General features: G+C 63.4%; 21 protein-coding genes. 8 read left to right on the top strand and 13 right to left on the bottom strand.

All coding sequences use genetic code 11. From position 1 onward, the window contains the following. Positions 1-64: 64 nt before the first annotated feature. A complete protein-coding gene (gene pabB, locus PVE35_RS09955; protein WP_277374537.1) occupies positions 65-1,414 on the top strand; it encodes an aminodeoxychorismate synthase component I in 1,350 nt (449 codons plus the stop codon). Between the two features lie 67 nt (positions 1,415-1,481). On the opposite strand, the gene PVE35_RS09950 is transcribed toward pabB, so the two are convergent. Together PVE35_RS09950 and PVE35_RS09945 are read right to left on the bottom strand one after the other, a co-directional pair. Then, positions 1,482-2,645 carry an alkane 1-monooxygenase gene (locus tag PVE35_RS09950; protein ID WP_277374536.1) on the bottom strand — a complete coding sequence of 388 codons (1,164 nt, stop codon included), beginning with the start codon at positions 2,643-2,645 and terminating at the stop codon, positions 1,482-1,484. A gap of 39 nt (positions 2,646-2,684) precedes the next feature. Further along, positions 2,685-3,719 (bottom strand): 2Fe-2S iron-sulfur cluster-binding protein, encoded by a 1,035-nt coding sequence (locus PVE35_RS09945; RefSeq protein ID WP_277374535.1) that lies wholly within the window; start codon positions 3,717-3,719, stop codon positions 2,685-2,687. A 150-nt stretch (positions 3,720-3,869) separates the two neighbouring features. Between PVE35_RS09945 and PVE35_RS09940 the strand changes: the two genes are divergently transcribed. Then, a complete protein-coding gene (locus tag PVE35_RS09940) occupies positions 3,870-4,877 on the top strand; it encodes an AraC family transcriptional regulator (RefSeq protein WP_277374534.1) in 1,008 nt (335 codons plus the stop codon). 72 nt (positions 4,878-4,949) lie between these two features. On the opposite strand, the gene thrH is transcribed toward PVE35_RS09940, so the two are convergent. Continuing rightward, entirely contained in the window at positions 4,950-5,567 is a 618-nt protein-coding gene (gene thrH, locus PVE35_RS09935) for a bifunctional phosphoserine phosphatase/homoserine phosphotransferase ThrH (RefSeq protein ID WP_277374533.1), read from the bottom strand. Between the two features lie 174 nt (positions 5,568-5,741). Here thrH and PVE35_RS09930 point away from each other — a divergent pair, with 174 nt between their 5' ends. Continuing rightward, entirely contained in the window at positions 5,742-6,362 is a 621-nt protein-coding gene (locus PVE35_RS09930) for a phosphoadenosine phosphosulfate reductase family protein (RefSeq protein WP_277374532.1), read from the top strand. 954 nt (positions 6,363-7,316) lie between these two features. Here the strand turns inward: PVE35_RS09930 and cysB are convergent. The 5 genes from cysB to PVE35_RS09905 form a co-directional block, all read right to left on the bottom strand. Next, positions 7,317-8,291 carry an HTH-type transcriptional regulator CysB gene (gene cysB / locus PVE35_RS09925; RefSeq protein ID WP_277374531.1) on the bottom strand — a complete coding sequence of 325 codons (975 nt, stop codon included), beginning with the start codon at positions 8,289-8,291 and terminating at the stop codon, positions 7,317-7,319. A gap of 126 nt (positions 8,292-8,417) precedes the next feature. Beyond that, on the bottom strand, positions 8,418-8,918 hold the full coding sequence (locus tag PVE35_RS09920) for a universal stress protein (protein WP_277374530.1): 501 nt from the start codon (positions 8,916-8,918) through the stop codon (positions 8,418-8,420). Positions 8,919-9,087: 169 nt separating this feature from the next. Then, a complete protein-coding gene (locus PVE35_RS09915) occupies positions 9,088-9,993 on the bottom strand; it encodes a 5'-nucleotidase (RefSeq protein ID WP_268177830.1) in 906 nt (301 codons plus the stop codon). Between the two features lie 3 nt (positions 9,994-9,996). After that, positions 9,997-10,953: a putative 2-dehydropantoate 2-reductase gene (locus PVE35_RS09910; protein WP_277374529.1), complete on the bottom strand. Its 957-nt coding sequence runs from the start codon at positions 10,951-10,953 to the stop codon at positions 9,997-9,999. Then, positions 10,953-11,339: a thioredoxin gene (locus PVE35_RS09905; RefSeq protein WP_268177832.1), complete on the bottom strand. Its 387-nt coding sequence runs from the start codon at positions 11,337-11,339 to the stop codon at positions 10,953-10,955. The genes PVE35_RS09910 and PVE35_RS09905 overlap by 1 nt, the downstream gene beginning before the upstream one ends. Here PVE35_RS09905 and PVE35_RS09900 point away from each other — a divergent pair. Together PVE35_RS09900 and PVE35_RS09895 are read left to right on the top strand one after the other, a co-directional pair. Further along, positions 11,338-11,751 (top strand): PilZ domain-containing protein, encoded by a 414-nt coding sequence (locus tag PVE35_RS09900; RefSeq protein ID WP_268177833.1) that lies wholly within the window; start codon positions 11,338-11,340, stop codon positions 11,749-11,751. The genes PVE35_RS09905 and PVE35_RS09900 overlap by 2 nt on opposite strands. Before the next feature lie 164 nt (positions 11,752-11,915). Beyond that, on the top strand, positions 11,916-12,992 hold the full coding sequence (locus PVE35_RS09895; protein WP_277374528.1) for a 3-deoxy-7-phosphoheptulonate synthase: 1,077 nt from the start codon (positions 11,916-11,918) through the stop codon (positions 12,990-12,992). Positions 12,993-13,053: 61 nt separating this feature from the next. Here PVE35_RS09895 and PVE35_RS09890 read toward each other — a convergent pair whose 3' ends face one another. Both PVE35_RS09890 and PVE35_RS09885 read right to left on the bottom strand, forming a co-directional pair. Next, on the bottom strand, positions 13,054-13,332 hold the full coding sequence (locus PVE35_RS09890; RefSeq protein WP_268177835.1) for a GNAT family N-acetyltransferase: 279 nt from the start codon (positions 13,330-13,332) through the stop codon (positions 13,054-13,056). Between the two features lie 169 nt (positions 13,333-13,501). Continuing rightward, entirely contained in the window at positions 13,502-14,878 is a 1,377-nt protein-coding gene (locus PVE35_RS09885) for a GntP family permease (RefSeq protein WP_268177837.1), read from the bottom strand. Between the two features lie 282 nt (positions 14,879-15,160). Here PVE35_RS09885 and oprI point away from each other — a divergent pair, with 282 nt between their 5' ends. After that, positions 15,161-15,412 (top strand): outer membrane lipoprotei OprI, encoded by a 252-nt coding sequence (oprI, locus tag PVE35_RS09880; protein WP_003239826.1) that lies wholly within the window; start codon positions 15,161-15,163, stop codon positions 15,410-15,412. A 282-nt stretch (positions 15,413-15,694) separates the two neighbouring features. On the opposite strand, the gene PVE35_RS09875 is transcribed toward oprI, so the two are convergent. From PVE35_RS09875 to PVE35_RS09865, 3 genes are all read right to left on the bottom strand, one after another. Then, complete coding sequence (locus PVE35_RS09875; RefSeq protein ID WP_277374527.1) at positions 15,695-16,654, bottom strand: L,D-transpeptidase family protein; 960 nt, start codon at positions 16,652-16,654, stop codon at positions 15,695-15,697. 71 nt (positions 16,655-16,725) lie between these two features. Continuing rightward, positions 16,726-17,007 carry a hypothetical protein gene (locus tag PVE35_RS09870; protein ID WP_277374526.1) on the bottom strand — a complete coding sequence of 94 codons (282 nt, stop codon included), beginning with the start codon at positions 17,005-17,007 and terminating at the stop codon, positions 16,726-16,728. A gap of 216 nt (positions 17,008-17,223) precedes the next feature. Next, positions 17,224-17,829 carry an arylesterase gene (locus PVE35_RS09865; protein ID WP_277374525.1) on the bottom strand — a complete coding sequence of 202 codons (606 nt, stop codon included), beginning with the start codon at positions 17,827-17,829 and terminating at the stop codon, positions 17,224-17,226. A 10-nt stretch (positions 17,830-17,839) separates the two neighbouring features. On the opposite strand from PVE35_RS09865, the gene PVE35_RS09860 reads away from it, so the two are divergent. Both PVE35_RS09860 and PVE35_RS09855 read left to right on the top strand, forming a co-directional pair. Beyond that, positions 17,840-18,523, top strand: coding sequence for an ABC transporter ATP-binding protein (locus PVE35_RS09860; protein WP_277374524.1), 684 nt, complete (start codon positions 17,840-17,842; stop codon positions 18,521-18,523). Continuing rightward, positions 18,523-21,027, top strand: coding sequence for an FtsX-like permease family protein (locus tag PVE35_RS09855; RefSeq protein WP_277374523.1), 2,505 nt, complete (start codon positions 18,523-18,525; stop codon positions 21,025-21,027). Before PVE35_RS09860 ends, PVE35_RS09855 begins: the two co-directional genes overlap by 1 nt. The last annotated feature ends 22 nt before the right edge of the window (positions 21,028-21,049 follow it).

Here is a 21,049-nt window from a genome sequence, read left to right as displayed (position 1 = left end):
ACGCTCTAGGATGAATGTTGTCGGCACATTACAATCGCCACTTCGACTCATCCGACAGGCCCTCATGCTCACCTGCCAAGTTCATGCCTTGCCCTACCAGCCCGATCCCAGCGGCTATTTTCAGCGTCTGCGCCAGGCACCGGGTGCCGTACTGCTAGATGCCGGTCGACCGCTGGCGACTCGCGGACGCTATGACCTAATGAGCGCCTGGCCATTGGCAGAACTGGCACCCATTGCCGACGAATCGGCCAAGGCCTTTCTTCAACGCCTGCGTCAGGCACTGCATGAACTGGGTCAGGCCCAGCTTCCCGAACACCTCGAGCTCCCCTTTGCCGGCGGGCTGATCGGTTATCTGGCCTACGACTTCGGCAGACGCCTGGAGCACTTACCCAGCATAGCCGAGGATGATCTGCAGCTACCCGATGCAAGCCTTGGCCTGTACCCCTGGGCGCTGATCAGCGACCATCTGCTGGGCACCAGCCAGCTCGTCTTCCACCCCAGCCTGCCAGGCGACGAACGGCAACGCCTGCTGACCCTGTTCAACGCTCCAACCGCCCCCGAGCCGGCGCCATTTCGTCTCCTGCAGCCCTTTCGTGGCGATCTCGCAGCACGCGATTACCAGGCCGCCATCGAACGTATTCAGGCCTATATCCTGGCCGGCGACTGCTATCAGGTGAACTATACGCAGCGTTTCCAGGCCACTTATGAAGGCGATCCCTGGGGCGCCTACCTGGCCTTGCGCCAGGCCTGCCCCACACCTTTCTCAGGTTTCCAGAGCCTGAGCGGCGGCGGCGCGATTCTCAGCCTGTCGCCCGAACGCTTCCTCAGAGTCAGCCAGGGCCAGGTGGAAACCCGCCCGATCAAGGGCACCCGCCCGCGAGCGAAAGACCTTGCCGAAGATCGCGCGCACGCCGATGAGCTGCTGGCCAGCGACAAGGATCGGGCGGAGAACCTGATGATCGTCGATTTGCTGCGCAACGACCTGGGACGCAGCTGCCGCATCGGCTCGGTGCAGGTGCCGGAGCTGTTCGCGCTGGAAAGCTACCCCAACGTGCATCACCTGGTCAGCAGCATCACCGGCACGCTGGCCGCCGGCAAGGACGCACTGGATCTGATTGCCGGCGGCTTTCCCGGCGGCTCCATCACCGGCGCACCGAAAATCCGCGCCATGCAGATCATCGACGAGCTGGAACCGACGCGGCGCGGCCTCTACTGCGGCTCGCTGCTGTATCTGGACGTGCGCGGCGAGCTGGACAGCTCCATCGCCATCCGCAGCCTGCTGGTCAAGGATGGCCAGGTCAGTTGCTGGGGCGGCGGCGGCATCGTCGCCGACTCCAGCTGGCAGGCCGAGTATCAGGAGTCGATCACCAAGGTCAAGGTGCTGCTCGACACCCTGGAACGCCTGGGCCGCTGAGCCCCGTGGGAGCGAGCGTCGCGAGCGAAGCTTTTGCGGCACCGATATTCGCGAGCAGAGCTCGCTCCTACAGACTCCGCTGCAGCGCGGCGATGCCGCTGCGCGCGTTGGCCTGGGCGGCCAGCTCGCGCTCCTCCGCCGTGGCGTAGTCGCGGTCCCAGGCCAGCACCTTGGGCGTCATCAGGCGGTGCCACAGCGGCGGGATCATCGCCACGATGATGGTGGTCAGGTAGCCGCCGATCATCATCGGCGCATCGGGGAAGGGTTGCAGGTCCTGGTAGGGCACTTCGCCCTGGGCGTGGTGGTGGGAGTGGCGGGTCAGGTTGAACATGGTCCAGGAGCTGATGCGCCGGTTGCTGTTCCACGAGTGGCGCGGCTGCACCGGCGTGGCCGGGTTGCGCACCATGCCGTAGTGCTCCATGTAGTTGACGATCTCCAGCAAGGCCTTGCCCCACAGCGCGCAGGCGACGAAGAACAGCGCCGCCACCACCCCGCCCATGGCCCAGGCGGCCAGCACCAGCAGCGCGCTCATCAGGTGGCCGCGCAGCAGCGCGTTGCGCCAGCCGAACAGGGCATGGCCCTTGCGCTGCAGGCGCTTCTTCTCGATCTGCCAGGCGCTGAGGTTGCCCTTGAGGGTGGAGGCGAGGATATGGAAGTAGACGTTGCGCCCGCGCGGCGCGGTGGCCGGGTCCTCGCGGGTGGAAACGTAGCGGTGGTGGCCGTAGACGTGCTCGATGGCGAAGCTGGTGTCGAAGCTGAAGGCCAGCAGCCAGCGGCCGATCAGCATGGACACCGGGTCCCAGGTGCGGTGGGTCAGCTCGTGGGCGGTGATGGTGCCGATCATGCCGATCATCAGGCCGGTGAGGATCACCGCCGCGACGTGGTGGCCGAAGGCGGTCGCCTCGCGCGCGGCGAGCACGTCGTAGCCGCTCAGCGCGCTGGCCCAGGCGCCGAAGCCCAAGGGGTCGCCGCCGCTCACCGTCCATACCGCGGTGAACACGATCAACGCCAGCAGCGGCAGGGCCAGCCACAGTTGCACGGTGAGAATCCACGGATGCTTGAAGCGCGGGGTCGAGGTGTCGTCGCCGCACACGGCATCGCCCAGCAGGTAGATCGCCAGCACCGTCAGCAGGCCGCCGGTGGTGTAGGCGCCGCCGGCGAGCAGCGCCAGCACGGCGAACAGGCCGATGGCATGGAACAGGAAGTACTTCAGGTAATGCAGGATATTCATGGCGGTTTCTCTTGTTATGGGTAACGGGTCTGGCGGCTCTCAGGCCGAAGCCGCCAGGGTGTCCTGCTGCGTGGTGAAACGGTCGGCATGGATGTGCGCGCGGGCCACGCCGTGGCGCACCAGCTGCGCCACGGCGGCGTCGATCATCGCCGGCGGGCCGCACAGATAGGCGTGGGCGCCGGGCTCCAGCACCTGCGCCAGATGCTCGGTGACCAGCCCGCGCGCGCCCTGCCAGGGCGCATCGGCGGGCAACGCCGAGAGCACCGGGAGAAAGCGGAAGGGGCCGCGCCACTGCGCGGCGATGGCGCTGATTTCCTCCAGGGCGTAGAGGTCGCGCTCCTCGCGTGCGCCGAACAGCAGGGTCAGCGAGCGCGTCACGCCGCTGGCCAGGGCCTCCTGCAGCAACGCCAGGATCGGCGCCAGGCCGCTGCCGCCGGCGATCAGCAACAGCGGCGCAGCGCCCTGGCGCAGCCAGAAATCGCCCAGCGGCCCTTCCAGGCTGACGCGCTCACCGAGCAGGTTGTGTTCATGGACAAAGCTGGAGAACCGCCCGTCCGCCACCCGGCGCACGAAGAAGCTGACCTTGGCATCGGCCTGCGGCGGGCTGGCGAAGGAGTAGCTGCGCACCACGCCGGGCAGCGCCTCGATAGCGAGGTTGGCGTACTGGCCCGACTTGTACGGCAGGCTGGCGTCGAGCTGCAGCAGCAGGCGAGTGATGTCGTGGGTCAGGCGCTCCTGCGCCACCACGCGCCCCTCGACGCGGCGCCGGGCCTGCTGAACGCTCATGTCCACGGCGATGCGCACGTCGCTTTTCGGCACGCTCTGGCAGGCGAGGATGTAGCCCTGCTCCAGCTCCTCGTCGGAGAGGATGTAGCCGGTTTCGGTCAGCTCCCTGACCTGCCCCTCCAGCAGCCGGCACTTGCAGCTGGCGCAGCCGCCCACGCGGCAACTGTGGGGAAAATCCAGGCCCTGGCGCAGGGCGGCCTGCAGCAGGGTCTCCTTGGGCTCGACGCCGATCGTCCGGCCATTGATGCAGGCCGTGCTCGGGCGTCGCCTGGCGAACAGTGAAAACATGCGACCTCCTGTTGTAGTTGTGCGAATGAGGTGTCAGGCGTTTTCAGGTTAAGGACGGCGCGGCGCGGGCGTGAGGTTCGGGATTGACATCCACGGGTCATTTATTGACATTGTTCGCCGCAGTGATTCGCTTCCAGCGCAGGAGCCGCGATGCACAGCTTCACCCTACCCGCGCAGTACCTGCGGCAGATCGTCGGCCTGGTCGGCGACATGGGCGCCGACGTGCCGGCCTGGCTGGCACGCGCGCAACTGAACGAGGCGCAACTGGGCGAAAGCGAGCTGCGCCTGTCGCTGGCCACCTTCGAACGCCTGATCGAGGACGCCGTGGCGCGTACCGACGAGCCGGCCTTCGGCCTGCTGGTGGGCGAGCGCCTGGTGGTCAATACCCACGGCCTGCTGGGCTATGCAGCGATGAACAGCACCACCCTGCGCCAGGCCGCCCAGCTGATCGAACGCTATATCGGTCTGCGCACCAGCCTGGTGAGCATCCGCCTGGTGGAAACAGAGGGGGAAGCGCGCCTGGTCTTCGCCGAAGCGGCGCCGCTGGGCGGCATTGCCCGCCCGGTGCTGGAGGCGGTGATCCTGGCGATCAAGAACGTGCTGGACTTCATGACCCTGGGCAGTTGTCCGCTGGAGCGGGTCAGCTTCGCCTTCGCCAGGCCCGCCTATGCCGAGCTGGCCCATGAACTATGCCGGTGCGAGGTGCGCTACGACGCCGGCTGGAGCGGCGTCGTCCTGCCCGCCCAGAGCATCGACCAGCCGCTGAAGACGGCCGATGCGGCCAGCTTTCGCGATACCGAACAGATACTCCAGCGCGAACTGGCCAAGCTCACCGCCGAGCAGTCCATGAGCACGCGGGTGCGCCGGGTGCTGCTGGAAAAACAGGGCGGCTTCCCCTCGCTCAGCCTCACCGCCCGCCTCTTCCACCTGACCCCACGCACCCTGCACCGCCGCCTGCTGGCCGAGGGCACTTCGTTCAGGAGCCTGCTCGAGGAAGTACGCCACACCCTGGCCCGGGAGCACCTCAAGGCCGGGCGCATGACGGTGGAAGAGATCGCCTACAGCCTCGGCTACACCGACCTGGCCAACTTCCGCCGCGCCTTCAAGCGCTGGCAGCACCAGTCGCCCTCGGCCTATCGCGCCGAACAGCAGGAATAACGATCCGGCAGGGTGCGCCGTGCGCACCACGGGCACCCCGACAAACGCCGGTGCGCACGGCGCACCCTACGACTACAGACTCAGCTTGCGGTTCGACGCCTTGAGGAACTCGCCCTTGAGGTCTTCATAAGTGTGCACCGCCGGGAACTGCGGGAACTCGCGGATCACGTTGTCCGGCGCATGGAACAGGATGCCGGCATGGGCTTCGCTGAGCATGCTGGTGTCGTTGTACGAATCACCGGCAGCGATCACACGGTAGTAGAGGCTCTTGAAGGCGATCACCGACTGGCGCTTGGGATCCTTCTGGCGCAATTGATAGCTCACCACACGATCGTTCTCGTCGGTGATCAGGCGGTGGCACAGCAGGGTCGGGAAGCCCAGTTGACGCATCAGCGGCTGGGAAAACTCGTAGAAAGTGTCGGAAAGGATCACCACCTGGAAACGCTCGCGCAACCAGTCGACAAACGCCACTGCACCATCCAGCGGCTCGAGGGTGGCGATCACGTCCTGGATGTCCTTCAGCTTCAAACCGTGCTCATCGAGGATGCGCAGGCGCTGCTGCATCAGCACGTCATAGTCGGGGATGTCACGGGTGGTCGCCTTGAGCGACTCGATGCCGGTTTTTTCCGCGAAGGCAATCCAGATTTCCGGGACCAGTACGCCTTCCAGGTCGAGACACGCGATTTCCACAGGACACTCCTCGGTTGAGCCAAAAAGGAGCCGGCACTCTAGCCGCTGGGCTGTGCTCGTGCAATGCGGCCTCTTATAACCATAAGAAAGCTCGACAATAGTCTTGGTTATTTAGCCGCATAACCGGCCTTTGCTACCATCGCGCCCTCTCGCACACGATCTGGAGTCCTCAGCATGCAACTCGATCTGGACGCGCTCAACGCCGAGTACGGCAAGCAACCGGAAAAGCTGGTGCAATGGGCCATCGGCCTGGGCAAACCGGCCATCTGCACCACCAACTTCCGCCCCTTCGAGGCGGTCATCCTGCACATGGTCAGCCAGGTCAAACCGGACATTCCGGTGGTCTGGATGGACAATGGCTACAACACCGAGGCCACCTACCGCTTCGCCGACGAGGTGACGCGCAAGCTGGGCCTCAACCTGATCACCTATCTGCCCAAGCGCTCGCGCGCCCACCGCGAGGCGCTGGAAGGCCCGGTACCGGCCCTGGACGACCCGCGCCATGCAGCCTTCACCGAGGAGGTGAAACTGGAGCCCTTCACCCGTGCCCTGCGCGAGATGAATCCCGGCGTCTGGTTCACCGCCCTGCGCGCTACCGATACTGCCGTGCGTGCACAGATGGAGCCCATCAGCATCAACCCGGATGGCCTGATCAAGGTCGCCCCGCTGCTGCACTGGACGTCCAAGGATCTTTATCAGTATCTGGTAGCCCATGACCTGCCGAACGAGTTCGATTACTTCGACCCGACCAAGGGCGAAGACAACCGTGAGTGCGGGCTGCACCTGAGCCACTGATCGCTACCTCGCAACGAAAAATGGCGCCTGTGACGGCGCCATTTTTTCAGGTTTTTCGCGGAATCTCGGGAAAGTCAGTCTTGATACCGGACTGGCAAGTTTGTGTGTTGATTCTTCTTATGCCTGTTCCGAATTGCCGCGTTTTTGTTGATGTTTTTGGTTTCGCCCTCCCGGGCGAGTCACTTTGCGGGCAAAGTAACCAAACCCTCCGCCCTTTCATCCGGCCCTGGCTGCGCCAGGGTTCGTTCGCTCCATCGCCGCTCCAGAGGCCCGCCGCGGTGGGCCATCCCTGGCCCATCGCGGCTCTCGCGACATCCATGTCGCTCAACCTCTTCCACGACGATTCCGCTCACCCTCCTGGGCGGGCTCTGCACGCGCCTGAACCTGCGGTAAGCCAGAAGTAGTGCGCAGTGCTTGAACATGAGGTCAGCCGTAGGGCTGACCGGGATGCCGGCTGGAAGCCGGCATGCTATTCAAGCGAATGAAACTATGCGAATGAAAGTTTTGGTTTAATCCGGTGCCCCATCGCGGCTCCACAGCTACCAGAGCACGCCAGGCATGCCCGGAACCGATTTACGTTCAGGCGCGCTAACTCCCCCTTCAGGAGGCCGAACGTAGGCATTGCGCAGGGGGCGAGTGGCATGGATGCCACGAGAGGCGTAATGGGCCAGGGATGGCCCATGTACGCCGACCCCGGAGCAATGCCGGAGTGAGGGAAGTCGAGCGAAGCGAGACCCGGATGGCGGGGGTGCGTTTCTTTTGCTTACTTTTCTTTGCGCATTTCAAAGAAAAGTGAGTCGCCCGAGGGGGCGAAACAAGGAGTTTCCGAACACGCCGAAGCGGCGTCCAGAACGCCAACCAAGACAACGAGACCACACACAAACTTGCCAGTCCAGCATCAACCAAGCATTTCCCCAAAAAATGCTAAGAACATTTTTCATGGGTTGCGAACCTTCAGTGCATCGGCAGCTCGACACCCTCGAACAGTTCTTCCAGCTCGGTCTTGTTGTGGCACTGCACGGCCTTGGCCAGCATCTCGCGGGTCAGGTGCGGAGCGAAGCGCTCGATGAAATCGCACATGAACCCACGCAGGAAGGTGCCGCGGCGGAAACCGATCTTGGTCACGCTGGGCTCGAACAAATCGTCGGCATCGAGCACCACCAGATCCGGATCAAGCTTGGGATCGACGGCCATCTTGGCCACGATCCCCACGCCCAGATTGAGACGCACGTAGGTCTTGATCACGTCGGCGTCGGCGGCAGTGAACACTACTTTGGGTGTCAGGCCGCGATGATTGAAGGCCTCGTCCAGCTTGGAACGGCCAGTGAAGCCGAACACGTAGGTGACGATGGGGTGCTCGGCCAAAGCTTCAAGGGTGAGCTTGGGCAACTTCGCCAGCGGGTGGCCCTGCGGCACCACCACACAGCGGTTCCAGCGGTAGCAGGGCATCATGATCAGATCGTTGAACAGCTCCAGACCCTCGGTGGCGATGGCGAAGTCGACAACGCCATCGGCAGCCATCTCGGCGATCTGGGTCGGCGTGCCCTGGTGCATGTGCAGGGATACGTCCGGGTACTGCTTGATGAAGGCGCTGATCACCGGCGGCAAGGCATAGCGCGCCTGGGTATGGGTGGTGGCGATGGACAGCGTGCCCTTCTTCTCGTTGGAGAATTCCTGGGCGATCTGCTTGATGCTCTCGACCTTGCGCAGGATTTCTCCTGCAGTGGTGATGATGCGCTCACCGGCAGGAGTGACGCGTGTGAGATGCTTGCCACTACGAGCGAAAACCTCAACGCCCAGCTCATCCTCCAGCAGACGTATCTGCTTGCTGATCCCTGGCTGCGAGGTATACAGACTCTGCGCCGTGGCCGACACGTTGAGATCGTGATGCGCGACTTCCCAGATGTAGCGCAGTTGCTGAAGCTTCATAGATTTCCCTCAAAGCTGAACGGCCCGCTCATGATGGCCGGCATTCATATAACCATATTACTGGTTCATGGCCTAAATATAGATTGTTTTTCTGCTTAGAGCCTGAGCACGAAGACGTCAGCTTCCTCAGATATCTGCATGGGCACGATGCTGCAACATGGGCACCAGATACACCGGTACCTCCGATAGCTGCAACAGCCGTGACGCCGTGCGTCCCAGCGGCACGGCCATTTCCGCACCATGGCTGTGACTGCCTACGACCAGCAAATCCACCCCGAGTTTCTGTGATTCTTCGAGAATCACCGTGGGCGGATCTCCCTGAATCACCCGCACCGCCCGGATCTGATCGAGATCCTGCGCAGCATCGCCGAGCTCGTCGCGAAAACCTTCGAGCACGCGCTGCTCGATGCTCGACATCACCGTGCCCAGTCCATTGCTGCGCAGCTCCTTGAGCGTGTCGTCATCGAGATAGGTTTGCAGCACGGACTCGGCGAACAAGCCCATCGGCTCCACGGCATGCACCACATATAGATTGGCATTGAAGCTGCGCGTCAACGCCAGCGCATGTTGCAGCACATAAGAGGCATAGAGCCCAAGATCGGTGGCGTAAAGTATCGAGCGGATCATGTGCGGCCTCCTTGACTACTCTGACTTGGGCCCATCAATGAGAGTAGCAGCGCAGCGGATAACGCAAGGTTGGCCAAGCCATTCAGGACGAATGGTTATAAGTCATCGACGCAAGGACAAGCCTCGCAACGGTACGCCCCCTCGAGGGAAGGCCTGCTCGCACAGGCACTCAGGGAATCGGCTCATTGCTCACGCCATGGGGCACGTGCCCCGTTGCCACCACCTGCCGCGCGGCCTCGCAGTGCCCCGTCTGATCATCGAAGAACACATCGGCGGCAAATGCCTCCAGCACCGCGGACTTGTCCAGGCCACCGAGGAAGAAGGACTCGTCGAGGCGGATGTTCCACTCACGCAGGGTGCGAATCACCCGCTCGTGTGCCGGCGCCGAGCGGGCCGTGACCAGGGCTGTACGAATCGGGCAGGCATCCTCAGGGAAGGCCTGCTGCAAGCGGTGCAGCGCCGCAAGAAAGGGCTTGAACGGCCCGCCCGGCAAGGCCTGTCGGGCGGCGTCACGCTCATGGTTCTGAAAAGCGTGCAGCCCACCACTCTGGTAGACCCGTTCGGAATCGTCGGAAAACAACACGGCATCGCCATCGAAGGCGATGCGCAGCTCATTGCTCGCTGCGCGCCGCGAACCACCGGAAAGCAGCGTCGCCGCCCCGAAGCCGGCCTTGAGGGCACTGCGCACGTCATCGGCATGGGTGGAGAGAAACAGATGGCAACCAAACGCTGCCAGGTAGGGGTCGGGGCTGCGCCCACCGACGAAGGCAGCGCGGGAGATGCCCAGGCCATAGTGCTGAATCGAATTGAAGGCGCGCAGGCCGGTATCGGCACTGTTGCGCGACACCAGGATCACCTCGACGCGCTGCTCGCTGAGCCGAGCATTGAGCCCCAGCAACTTCTCCACCAGAGGGAAGGCATCACCGGGCATCAGCACTTCGTCCTCGTGCTCGATCTGGTAACGCCGGTAGGCTTCAACGCCTTCGCTTTCATAGACCTGGTGGCTCTCGCTGAGGTCGAACAGCGCCCGCGAGGAGATCGCCAACACCAGCTTGTCGCCCAACCCCTTGCCCATGACCTATGCCTCCTGCCGCGCCTGCAAGAACTGCAGAGCCTGATACAGTGCGCGCACCTTGGGCATGTCCTGCCCTGCCGCAGCGGCAGCCGCCAGCGGCGTGGCGTAGATGGCCTGCAGTTCGGCCGGGCGGCGCTGGGCGAAATCGTGGTACATGCTCGGCAGATAATCGGGCATGCGCTCGGTGGCCGCCAGCAGCTTGTCGGCATAGTTCTCCGGCATGTCGTGACCGAGCGCCTGTGCGGCCTGCACCACCTCGAGCATCAGGTCGCGGATCAGCGCACGGCTGCTGGGATTGCCCATCATCGCCTTGGTATCGGCATCGAGCAGTACCGAAAGGCCGTTGTAGGGCACGTTCCACACCAGCTTCTGCCAACGGGTCTGTTCGAGTTTGGCCATGGCCTGCGAATCCAGACCCGCCTTGCGAAACAGTTCCGCGCCCTCGTCCACCAAGCTACGCCGAGCCTCGTCATCCTCGGCTGGGCCACTGTGGTAGGCCAGGTTGATGGCGCCCAGGGCCTGATGCTCGATTACCCCTGGCGCACTGCGGTGAACGCAGATGTAGCACAGGCCACCGAGCAGATGCAGGCCGTCGTCCAGCAAGGGACGCAGCGCCGTCTCCACGCCCAGGCCGTTCTGCAGCAACACGACGCGCGCACCCGGCGCCCCTGCCTGATTGATCAGCGGGGCCAGTTCGGCATTGGCCGTGGTCTTGGCGCCCACCAGCAGCCAGTCACAGGCCGGCATGTCCTCGGCATGGCGATAGGCCTGCACCGGCTGCAGATGCAGCGCACCATGCACCTGGCTGTTGAGCTGCAGGCCATTGGCAGCTACGGCCGGGTACTCACTGCGTAGGAGAAAATGCACATCGAAACCAGCACGTGCCAGCAGCAGGCCATAGAAGCCACCAATGGCGCCAGTGCCAATGATGCCGATACGTGGCGCAGGATTAAGGGTCATCAGGGAAGCTCCTCAGCCGGGCGACGCAGGGCGTGGCCGACGGCAGTGATCAGTTCGGAAGACGTGAGAGGTGCCGACAGGGCGCCATGAAATTGACCGTTTCGCACGATGAACAATGCAGGCAGATGAAAGACTTCGTAGCGCGTCACCAAACCGGCATTGTGCCCGGCATCGATCCAGCACAGGCGATCCACCGGAAGGCCCATGCCAGGCAGGCTCTGCCGTGCCCAGCGGCAACTGGCACAGCCCATGCTAGTGAAGATCAGCAGCGATATGCCGTCGAGGTCGAGCAAGTGTCGGTCGGCATCCAGATCGGTCAACTCCAGTTGTATGGCTATACTGGAGTCACTGATATCACTTTGCCTGCAGTCGAGGTCAGTGCTCATGCGTAAATTTCTGCGTCATCCCAGCGACATGCCGGTGGAACTGGTTCTGCGCAGGCAAGCCAATATCCCGCGACAAAGACTGCACAATATCAGCCTCGGCGGGGTGGCGTGCAACTCGAGTCGCGCCTTTCGCCGCGGTACCGCAATAGAGATGCGCATCCCGCTGCTGGGCGAACAGGCCCGTTACCCAGGCGTCGTCGCCTGGTGTCGGCGTCAGGCCGACGACTATCTGGTCGGCATCGCCTTCACCGACGAGGACACCCTGTTTCGCGCGCGTATGGTCGAACAAGTGTGCCAGATCCAGCATTACCGGCAGCAGCTTGAACGGCACCAGGGCGCCCCCGTCTCCATCGAACACTGCGCGCAGGAATGGATCGCCCAGCATGCCGCCGGCTTTCCGCAATTGTCCTGAAGAGTCCGTCTATCGACCTCATTGGCCCTTCGCCCCATTGTCGCGCCGCGCCTTACGCGCTAAGGTTCGGCTCCCCCTGCTTGAACTGGCCGTGTCTACCATACCAGGGGAACGCTGGCGGCCTGCACCCGTGACCCGACGACCCTGACCTGATGACAAGCACGATGGCTGATTTACCGATCAACGACCTCAACGTCGCCTCCAATGAAACGCTGATCACCCCGGATCAGCTCAAGCGCGAAATCCCCCTGACCGATTCGGCGCAAGAGACCGTCGCCAACGGTCGCCAGGTGGTGCGTGACATCCTCGACGGCAGCGATCACCGTCTGTTCGTCGTGGTCGGCCCCTGCTCCATCCATGACATCAAGGCCGCACATGAATATGCCGAGCGCCTCAAGGTGCTGGCTGCCGAGGTGTCCGACACATTGTTCCTGGTGATGCGCGTGTACTTCGAGAAGCCGCGTACCACCGTGGGCTGGAAAGGCCTGATCAACGATCCCTACCTCGACGACTCGTTCAAGATTCAGGATGGCCTGCACATCGGTCGCAAGCTGCTGCTCGATCTCGCCGAGATGGGCCTGCCCACCGCCACCGAAGCGCTCGACCCGATCTCCCCGCAATACCTGCAGGATCTGATTAGCTGGTCGGCCATCGGCGCCCGCACCACCGAATCGCAGACCCACCGCGAGATGGCCTCCGGCCTGTCCTCGGCCGTCGGTTTCAAGAACGGCACCGATGGCGGCCTGACGGTGGCTATCAACGCTCTGCAATCGGTATCCAGCCCGCACCGTTTCCTCGGCATCAATCCCCAGGGTGGCGTCTCCATCGTCACCACCAAGGGCAACGCCTATGGCCATGTGGTGCTGCGCGGCGGCAACGGCAAACCCAACTATGATTCGGTCAGCGTTGCCATTTGCGAGCAGGAACTGACCAAGGCCGGCATCCGCCCGAACATCATGGTCGACTGCAGCCACGCCAACTCCAACAAGGATCCGGCCCTGCAACCGCTGGTGATGGAGAACGTCGCCAACCAGATCCTCGAAGGCAACAACTCCATCGTTGGCCTGATGGTGGAAAGCCACCTGGGCTGGGGCAACCAGTCGATTCCGAAGAACCTCTGCGACCTCAAGTACGGTGTGTCCATCACCGACGCCTGCATCGACTGGGACACCACCGAGAAGGCGCTGCGCAGCATGCATGCCAAACTCAAGGATATACTGCCCAAGCGCCAGCGTAGCTGAGCGCTTCATGCGCAAACGAAAACGCCGGGCATTGCCCGGCGTTTTTCTGTGCCCTGAACGCTCAGCTCACCTGATGGCGCTGGCGACGCTCCAGGTAGCGCTCGACGTAGGAGCAGGACGGGATCACAGTATAGCCTCGGTTTTCAGCATAGCGCAGGGCGTGCTCGGTCAAGGCTGCGGCGATGCCACGGCCGCGCAGGGAGTTGGGCACGAAGGTGCGGTAGATATCCAGCGTCTGCTTGCCCAGATCCATGTAGGCCAGGTAGGCACGATCACCGTCGACGGTGGTCACGAACTGATGACTGGCCTCGTCGTGATGAATGGATAACGCTTCGCTCATATCAACTCCTCTGTCCGTCGTACGCTTTCTCCGAAGCGCCTCGGTGCAGCGGCAACCTTCTGCTACTCGACGGCCAGCGGCCGGAAATGCCTGAAACCTGCCCTGCAACAATCTGCAATCCTTGCAGCTTAGCAGGGCACGTGGGTAACAGTCATGCGTAATCAACCACTTACACAAGGCTCAAGACGGCGATACAGGCCAGGCAGGCGACCACAGGAATCAGCACGGTGATGACGAAGATATCCTTGTAGGCCTGCTTGTGGGTCAGGCCCATGATCATCAGCAGGGCGATGACCGCACCGCAATGCGGCAACGAATCGAGCCCACCGGCGGCGATATTGGCGATACGGTGCAATATCTCCGGCTCGATGCCCATTTCCAGGTAACGCGGTGCCAGCGTCTGCATGAAGATTTGCAGGCCGCCCGACGACGAACCAACGATACCCGAAACCACGCTGACCGAAGCGAATACCGAAAGCAACGGCGGTAGCTCGACCGAGACGATCCACTGAGCGAACTGGGCGAAACCCGGCGTCTGCGTTACCACCCCACCAAAGCCGATCACAGCCGCGGTGTTGAGCAGCGGCATGATCGCATCATCCGCGCCCTGCCCCAGCGTCTGCAGCAGGTTGCGGCGCAACGCCGGGAACATCAGGATCGCCAGGCCGGTAGCCAGCACCAACGCCAGACTGGGCCAGAGGATCGGTTGCGCCTGACTGAACGCCAGCAGCCCGCCGAGCATCCCATCGCCCGCCACGACCATACCGGACAGCGCCAAAAGACGCGGCAGCAAAATGATGCCCAGGACGGCGACGATCGGCATCACCGCCATCCCCCAGTGCGGCCCGCTGCCAGGCGTGCCGGCCAAGTGCGCCATGCGCTCGTCCTGAGCATTGGCCTCGAAGCCCTCGCCGCGCTCACGGGCCAGGCGCCACTCACGTTGCAGGTAGGCCATGCCCAGCCCGACCATCAGCAGGCTCGCCAGCAGGCCGATCCAGGCTCCGGCGAACAGATCAGTGCCCAGAGCGCTGGCGGCGATTACGTTATGGATCGATGGCGAGCCCGGCAGCGCAGTCATGGTGAAGCTTCCCGCGCCAAGAGCAATGGCGCCACAGAACAGACGCTTGGGCAGATTGGCCTCGCGCATCAGGGAAATCCCCAAGGGGTACATGGTGAAGATCACCACGAACACCACCACACCACCATAGGTCAGCACTGCGCAGACCAGCATTGCCACCCACAGCGTGCGTTGCGTGCCCAAGCCACGCGTAATGGCCTGAGCAATGCTGCTGGCAGCCTGACTGGCAGCCATCACCTTGCCGAAGATGGCGCCACAGAGAAACAGCACGAAGAACTTGCCAGCGAAGGTAAAGGCTCCCAGTGGGCCAAACGGAAAGTACTCCAGCAAGGCCTTGGGCACCTGCACCGCATTGGTCAAGGCTACGAGGATCGCGCACAGCAGCGCAGCGATGAAGATGTTCACCCCACGCAGCGCCATGAAGATCAACAGCGCCAGCCCCACTAACAAGCCCAAGTTACCCAGCATCTTTTAAGCCCCTTATTGTTCTTAGTTGGATTACGCTGGCCTTACGACATCGCCGACCTAACCTACTGCACCCTCATTAAGTCGAGCCAGCGGCTTTTTGTTTGTTTTTTGTACAAACCACTGCTACGGCGCGTGCGGCGTCACTCGGAGAGTGAAAAAAAGATGTCACTCTTGCCTTCACTCAGTTTACTTACTGGAACTAACAGGTAGTATGTACGCCGGCTAATTTCCCAAAGTAGGGAAATTGCTTTTTATGGAAAACTCCACCTCAAGGGGAACACGATGAACAACGTTCTGAAATTCTCTGCTCTGGCTCTGGCCGCTGTTCTGGCTACTGGCTGCAGCAGCATGTCCAAAGAAACCGAAGCTCGTCTGACTGCTACCGAAGACGCTGCTGCTCGCGCTCAAGCCCGTGCCGATGAAGCCTACCGCAAGGCCGATGAAGCTCTGGCTGCTGCTCAGAAGGCTCAGCAGACCGCTGACGAAGCCAACGAGCGCGCTCTGCGCATGCTGGAAAAAGCTAGCCGCAAGTAATAGCGACGGGCTTTTCAAGAAGCCGATCCGGGCAACCGGGTCGGCTTTTTTGTTGCCTGCCATCCCTGGCGGCAACCCTTCTGGCCGTCGCAAGCGACGTCAAAAATTGCTCCCGGCAATTTTTTGTTGCCTGCCTCGCCTTGGAGCCACCCTTCGGGCCGTCGCAAGCGACGTCAAAAATTGCTCCTGGCAATTTTTTGTTGCCTGCCCATCAATGCCCAATCAGTGGGCAATAAAAAACCCGCCGATGCGAACATGGGCGGGCTTTTCGGGGCACCAGGCTCAGAACGACGGCTGTTCGCTGCTGGCAACCGTGCCGCCACTGGCCTGGGCAATGACCACCGGCAGGCCATCTTCGGCCGCCACGACTTCACGCACGCTGTCCCAGTCCAGGCGCAGGCCGGTGAGATCGTCACGTTTGAGCAACGCGTTGATCACTGCAGTGTGCTTATCCACCACCGAGGGCTCGCCTTTTTCGTTCAGCGGGGCATGCGCTTCCAGGTACACCTTGCCGCCACTGAGGCCGAACTTGTAGGGCTCGTTGATGATACGCACCGGCGTATTTACCGGCGCCATCGCCGCCAGCTCCAGGACGTTGTGGTTGAACATGCGGAAACAGCCATGGCTGACTTGCATACCGATACCGAACTTCTTGTTCGAGCCGTGGATCAGGTAGCCAGGGAAAGACAGAGACATCTTGTAGGGGCCCAGCGGGTTGTCCGGCCCCGGCGGCACCACGGTTGGCAGCGGATCGCCGTCTGCCGCATGCTCCTCACGGATCGACTTGGGTGGGTACCAGGCCGGGTTTGGCGTCTTGGCGGTGATACGCCCGGTGCCGAGCGGCGAGCCCCACCCCTCACGACCGATGCCGAGCGGGAAGGTGTACACCACGTTCTTGTCTTTCGGGTAGTAGTACAGACGGTACTCGGCGAGGTTGATCACGATCCCCTCACGCGGGCCAGGTGGCAGTATGAAACGAGTCGGCAGGACGACTTCCTTGCCCTCGCCCGGCAACCAAGGGTCGACGCCCGGGTTGGCCGCGACCATTTCCAGATAACCCAGGTTGTTGGCCTTGCCCAGATCCGCGAAGGTGTCTTCGTACTTGGCCTTGACCACCTGCACCTGACCGACGATGTCCTCACCAGGAGGAGGCAGGGGAAATTCGAGCGCCTGAACGGCGGTGCTGGAGCACAGAGCCAGCACAGCGAGACAACGGTTGACCGCAGAGAATCGCGACAACATCCGGGAATCCTTGATGGGTTGAAAGTTGAGTGAAGTCGATTGTACACCGCCGCCTGAAGCCTAGGCAGTCATCAGCCATCCGCCCAGTTGGAGCACAGACCCTGACGCTGCGCCTGCAGCACCGCCAGACAATCCGGGCAGAGGCGCCGATCGCGCAGCGACTCGCTTTGCATGGCTCGCCAACGGGGTTGCGCGGGCAGCAGTCCGCCGCACAGGGTGCGGTCGGCATGGCCGCCCAGGCGCAACTGCCGAGCCACCAGGTGCAGACGCACTTCGCGACAGGCGAACAGATCGAGCTGCTCGTCCGGCTCGATGAGCTGGTAGGCATGAATGGACCAGGCAGGACGCGGCATCTGGAGCTCCGGGGCGGGGTCGCCACATTAGCCGAAAGACCCTGACGGGAAAAGCCTCTAGCAGGCCGTTGAAAAACGTAGGCGAGGTAGGCAAGACAAGGCGAAAACGGCCGAAAAAGCGCAGTTTACGTATTGTAAATGAGCATTTTGACTGGGCTCGCACGCGAGGCTGTTTTTAACGCAGTATTGCCAACGTAGGTAGTTTTTCAACGCCCGCTAGAGCAGCGGCTCGAGCGCCGGCCAGGCATTATCAAGCAGCACTGGCTGAGCGGCGATATTGGGATGAATGCCATCGGCCTGCATCATCCCCGGCACACCACCCACGCCCTCGAGGAAGAACGGCACCAGCGCGACCCGCTGCGCCTGCGCTACATCAGCGAACACCTTGGCGAAAGCCGTGGTGTAGCGAACGCCATAATTAGGTGGCAGCTTCATCCCCAAAATCAGTACCTTGGCTCCGGCCTGCTGCGACTGCTCGACCATCGACGCAAGATTCTGTTGCAATTGCCCAGGAGGCAGGCCACGCAGGCCATCGTTACCGCCCAGTTCGATGACCACCACCTGCGGGCGATGCTCGGCAAGCAGCGCCGGCAGGCGCGCCAGGCCGCCTGCGCTGGTATCGCCACTGATCGAGGCATTGGCCACTCGATGGTCGAAACCCTCGTCCGAGAGGCGTTTTTCCAGCAACGCCACCCACCCCTGGCGGCTATCCAGGCCAAAAGCGGCGCTGATACTATCGCCGACCACAAGCAGGGTGCCTGCAACCGCCCCCTGGGTCCAGAACAGCAAGGCCAAGGCACCACTCAGCCACCATGCACGCATTGGATTCTCCATGACTTCGAGCATTCTCGCTGCGCGGAACCTTAGCAAAGTGGTCAGCAGCGCGGAAGGCGAGCTGACCATCCTCCATGATCTCGACCTGAACCTGGAAAAGGGCGACAGCCTGGCCATCGTCGGCAGCTCTGGCTCGGGCAAGTCCACCCTGCTCGGCCTGCTCGCCGGGCTAGACCTGCCCAGCGCCGGTAGCGTGCTGCTGGCCGGCCAGGACCTCAGCCTACTAGACGAGGATCAGCGCGCCCGCCTGCGTGCCGAGCATGTCGGCTTCGTGTTCCAGTCCTTCCAGTTGCTCGACAGCCTCAATGCGCTGGAAAACGTCATGCTGCCGATGGAGCTCGAAGGCCACGCCGATGCCCGCCAGCGTGCCCGCGCCCTGCTCGAACGAGTCGGCCTGGGCCAGCGCCTGTCGCACTACCCGCGCCAGTTGTCCGGTGGCGAGCAGCAGCGCGTGGCCATCGCCCGCGCCTTCGCCGCAGACCCGGACGTGCTGTTCGCCGACGAACCCACCGGCAACCTCGACACCCAGACCGGCGAGCGCATCAGCGATCTACTGTTCGCCCTCAATCAGGAGCGCGGTACCACCCTGGTGCTGGTTACCCATGACGAACGCCTGGCTCATCGCTGCCAGCGCCTGATCCGCCTCGAAGCCGGCCACCTGATCGACCAGGTACAGCCCTGATGACCCGCCTGTCCTTCGCCCGCCTGCTGACACTGGCCAGCCGCCAGTTGTGGCGTGAGGCTCGCTCCGGCGAGTTGCGCGTACTGTTCTTCGCCTTGCTGGTGGCCGTGGCAGCCAGTAGCGCCATCGGCTATTTCAGCGCACGGCTGAACGATGCCATGCTCCTGCGCGCCAGCGAGTTCCTCGCCGCCGACCTGCGCCTGAGCGGCAGCACGCCGGCCACGGAAGAACAGATCGAGGCCGGCAAACGCCTGGGCCTGCAGCACTCACACCTGGTCGAGTTCTCCAGCGTGGTGGCCGCCGGCGACGGCATTCAGCTTGCCAGCATCAAGGCAGCCGACGAGGCCTACCCCCTGCGCGGCGAGTTGCGCAGTGCCGCCGCCCCCTACCAGGCACAGCGCCCCGGGCAGCTTCCCGCCCCCGGCGAAGCCTGGGCCGAAGCGCGTCTGATGGTGGCCTTGGGCATTGCCGTGGGCGACGAGATCGAGATTGGCGCCAAACGCCTGCGCCTGAGTCGGGTGCTGACCTACGACCCAGCCAACGCTGGCGACTTTTATAGCCTCACGCCGAGAGTGCTGATCAACCTCGCCGACCTGGCTGCCACCGAAGTGGTGCAACCAGGCAGCCGCGTCACCTACCGAGAACTCTGGCGCGGCGACGGCCAGGCCCTGGCAGCCTATCGGCAAGCCGTGGAACCCGGCCTGCAACCCAACCAGCGCCTGGAGGACGCCCGCGTCGGCAATCGCCAAGTGGGCGGTGCCCTGGGCCGCGCCGAGCGCTATTTGAATCTGGCCAGCCTGGCCGCCGTACTGCTCGCGGGGGTCGCCGTGGCCCTGTCGGCCTCACGCTTCGCCAGCCGTCGCTTCGATGCCAGCGCCCTGCTGCGCTGCCTGGGCCTGTCACGCCGTGAAGCCCTCGGCCTGTTCAGCCTGCAACTGGCCTTGCTGGGGCTGCTGGCCTGCCTGCTCGGCGCCCTGATCGGCTGGTTCGGCCAGTACGTGCTGTTTCACCTGCTGCGCGGCCTGGTGCCGGATGATCTGCCGCCTGCCGGCATCTGGTCGGCGCTGGCGGGCATGGCTACCGGTCTGGTGGCGCTGGCGGGCTTCGCCCTGCCGCCACTGGCCGCGCTGGGCCGGGTGCCACCGCTGCGCGTGCTGCGTCGCGACGTGCTGCCAGTACCGGCCAGTTCCTGGTTGATCTACGGCGCAGCTTTGCTGGCGCTGGGCCTGATCATGTGGCGCCTGAGTCTGGATCTGCGCCTGACCCTGGCGCTGCTTGGCGGTGGACTGATCACCACGCTGCTGCTCGGTGGTTTGCTGCTCGCCGGCCTGCAGAGCCTGCGTCGCCTGCTGCAACGCTCCGCCCTGCCCTGGCGCCTGGGCCTGGGCCAGTTGCTGCGCCACCCGCTGGCGGCAGCCGGGCAAGCCCTGGCCTTCGGCCTGATCCTGCTGGCCATGGCGTTGATCGCCCTGTTGCGTGGCGAGTTGCTCGACACCTGGCAGGAACAGTTGCCCGCCGATGCCCCCAATCATTTCGCCCTCAACGTGCTGCCAGCCGAGCGCGATGCCTTCGCCGCGCGCCTGGCCGAACTGTCGCCACACCCGGCGCCGCTGTACCCGGTGGTACCGGGCCGCCTGGTAGCGATCAACGACGAGCCGGTCAGGCAGATCGTCAGCAAGGACAGCCGTGGCGAGCGCGCCGTGCAGCGCGATCTGAGCCTGACCTGGGCCGAGCAGTTGCCGAGCAGCAACCGCATCAGCAGCGGCCAGTGGTGGTCACCTGAAAGTCACAGTGAACTGCCAGGCGTATCGGTGGAAGCCGAACTGGCCGAAAGCCTGAAACTCAAGCTGGGTGACCGCCTGCGCTTCAACGTCGGCGGCATCGAGCGCGAAGCCCAGGTCAGCAGCCTGCGCGAGGTGGACTGGGACAGCTTCCAGCCCAACTTCTACATGATCTTCGAGCCGCAGACGTTGCAGGATCTGCCGACCACCTACCTCACCAGCTTCTACCTGCCGCCCGGCCATGATGCTGACCTGGTCGCCCTCAGCCGCGCTTTCCCCAGCGTCACCCTGCTGCAGGTCGATGCCGTGCTGGGGCAACTGCGCAGCATCCTCGCCCAGGTCACCCTGGCCATCGAATACGTGCTGTTGTTCGTCCTGGCGGCCGGCGTCACCGTGTTGCTCGCGGGCCTGCAATCCACACTCGACGAGCGCATCCGCCAGGGTGCCCTGTTGCGTGCCCTGGGGGCCGAGCGGCGCCTGCTGATGCAGGCCCGAAGGGCCGAGTTCGGCCTGCTCGGCGCGGCGGCGGGACTGTTGGCGGCACTGGGCTGCGAGCTGGTGAGCCTGCTGCTGTACCGCTATGCCTTCGATATCGCCTGGCAACCACACCCCTGGTTATTGCTGCTGCCTGTGATCGGCGCCTTGCTGGTAGGCAGCGCCGGTGTACTGGGTACGCGCCGTGCGCTCAACGCCAGCCCGCTCAACGTGTTGCGCGAAGGTTAAGGCTAGCAGGCTGTTGAAAAAC

It is taken from the genome of Pseudomonas sp. AA-38 (assembly GCF_029457475.1).
Classification (GTDB): Bacteria; Pseudomonadota; Gammaproteobacteria; order Pseudomonadales; family Pseudomonadaceae; genus Aquipseudomonas.
Note: the sequence above shows the minus strand (reverse complement) of the source record. Positions and strands in the feature narration are given on the sequence as shown.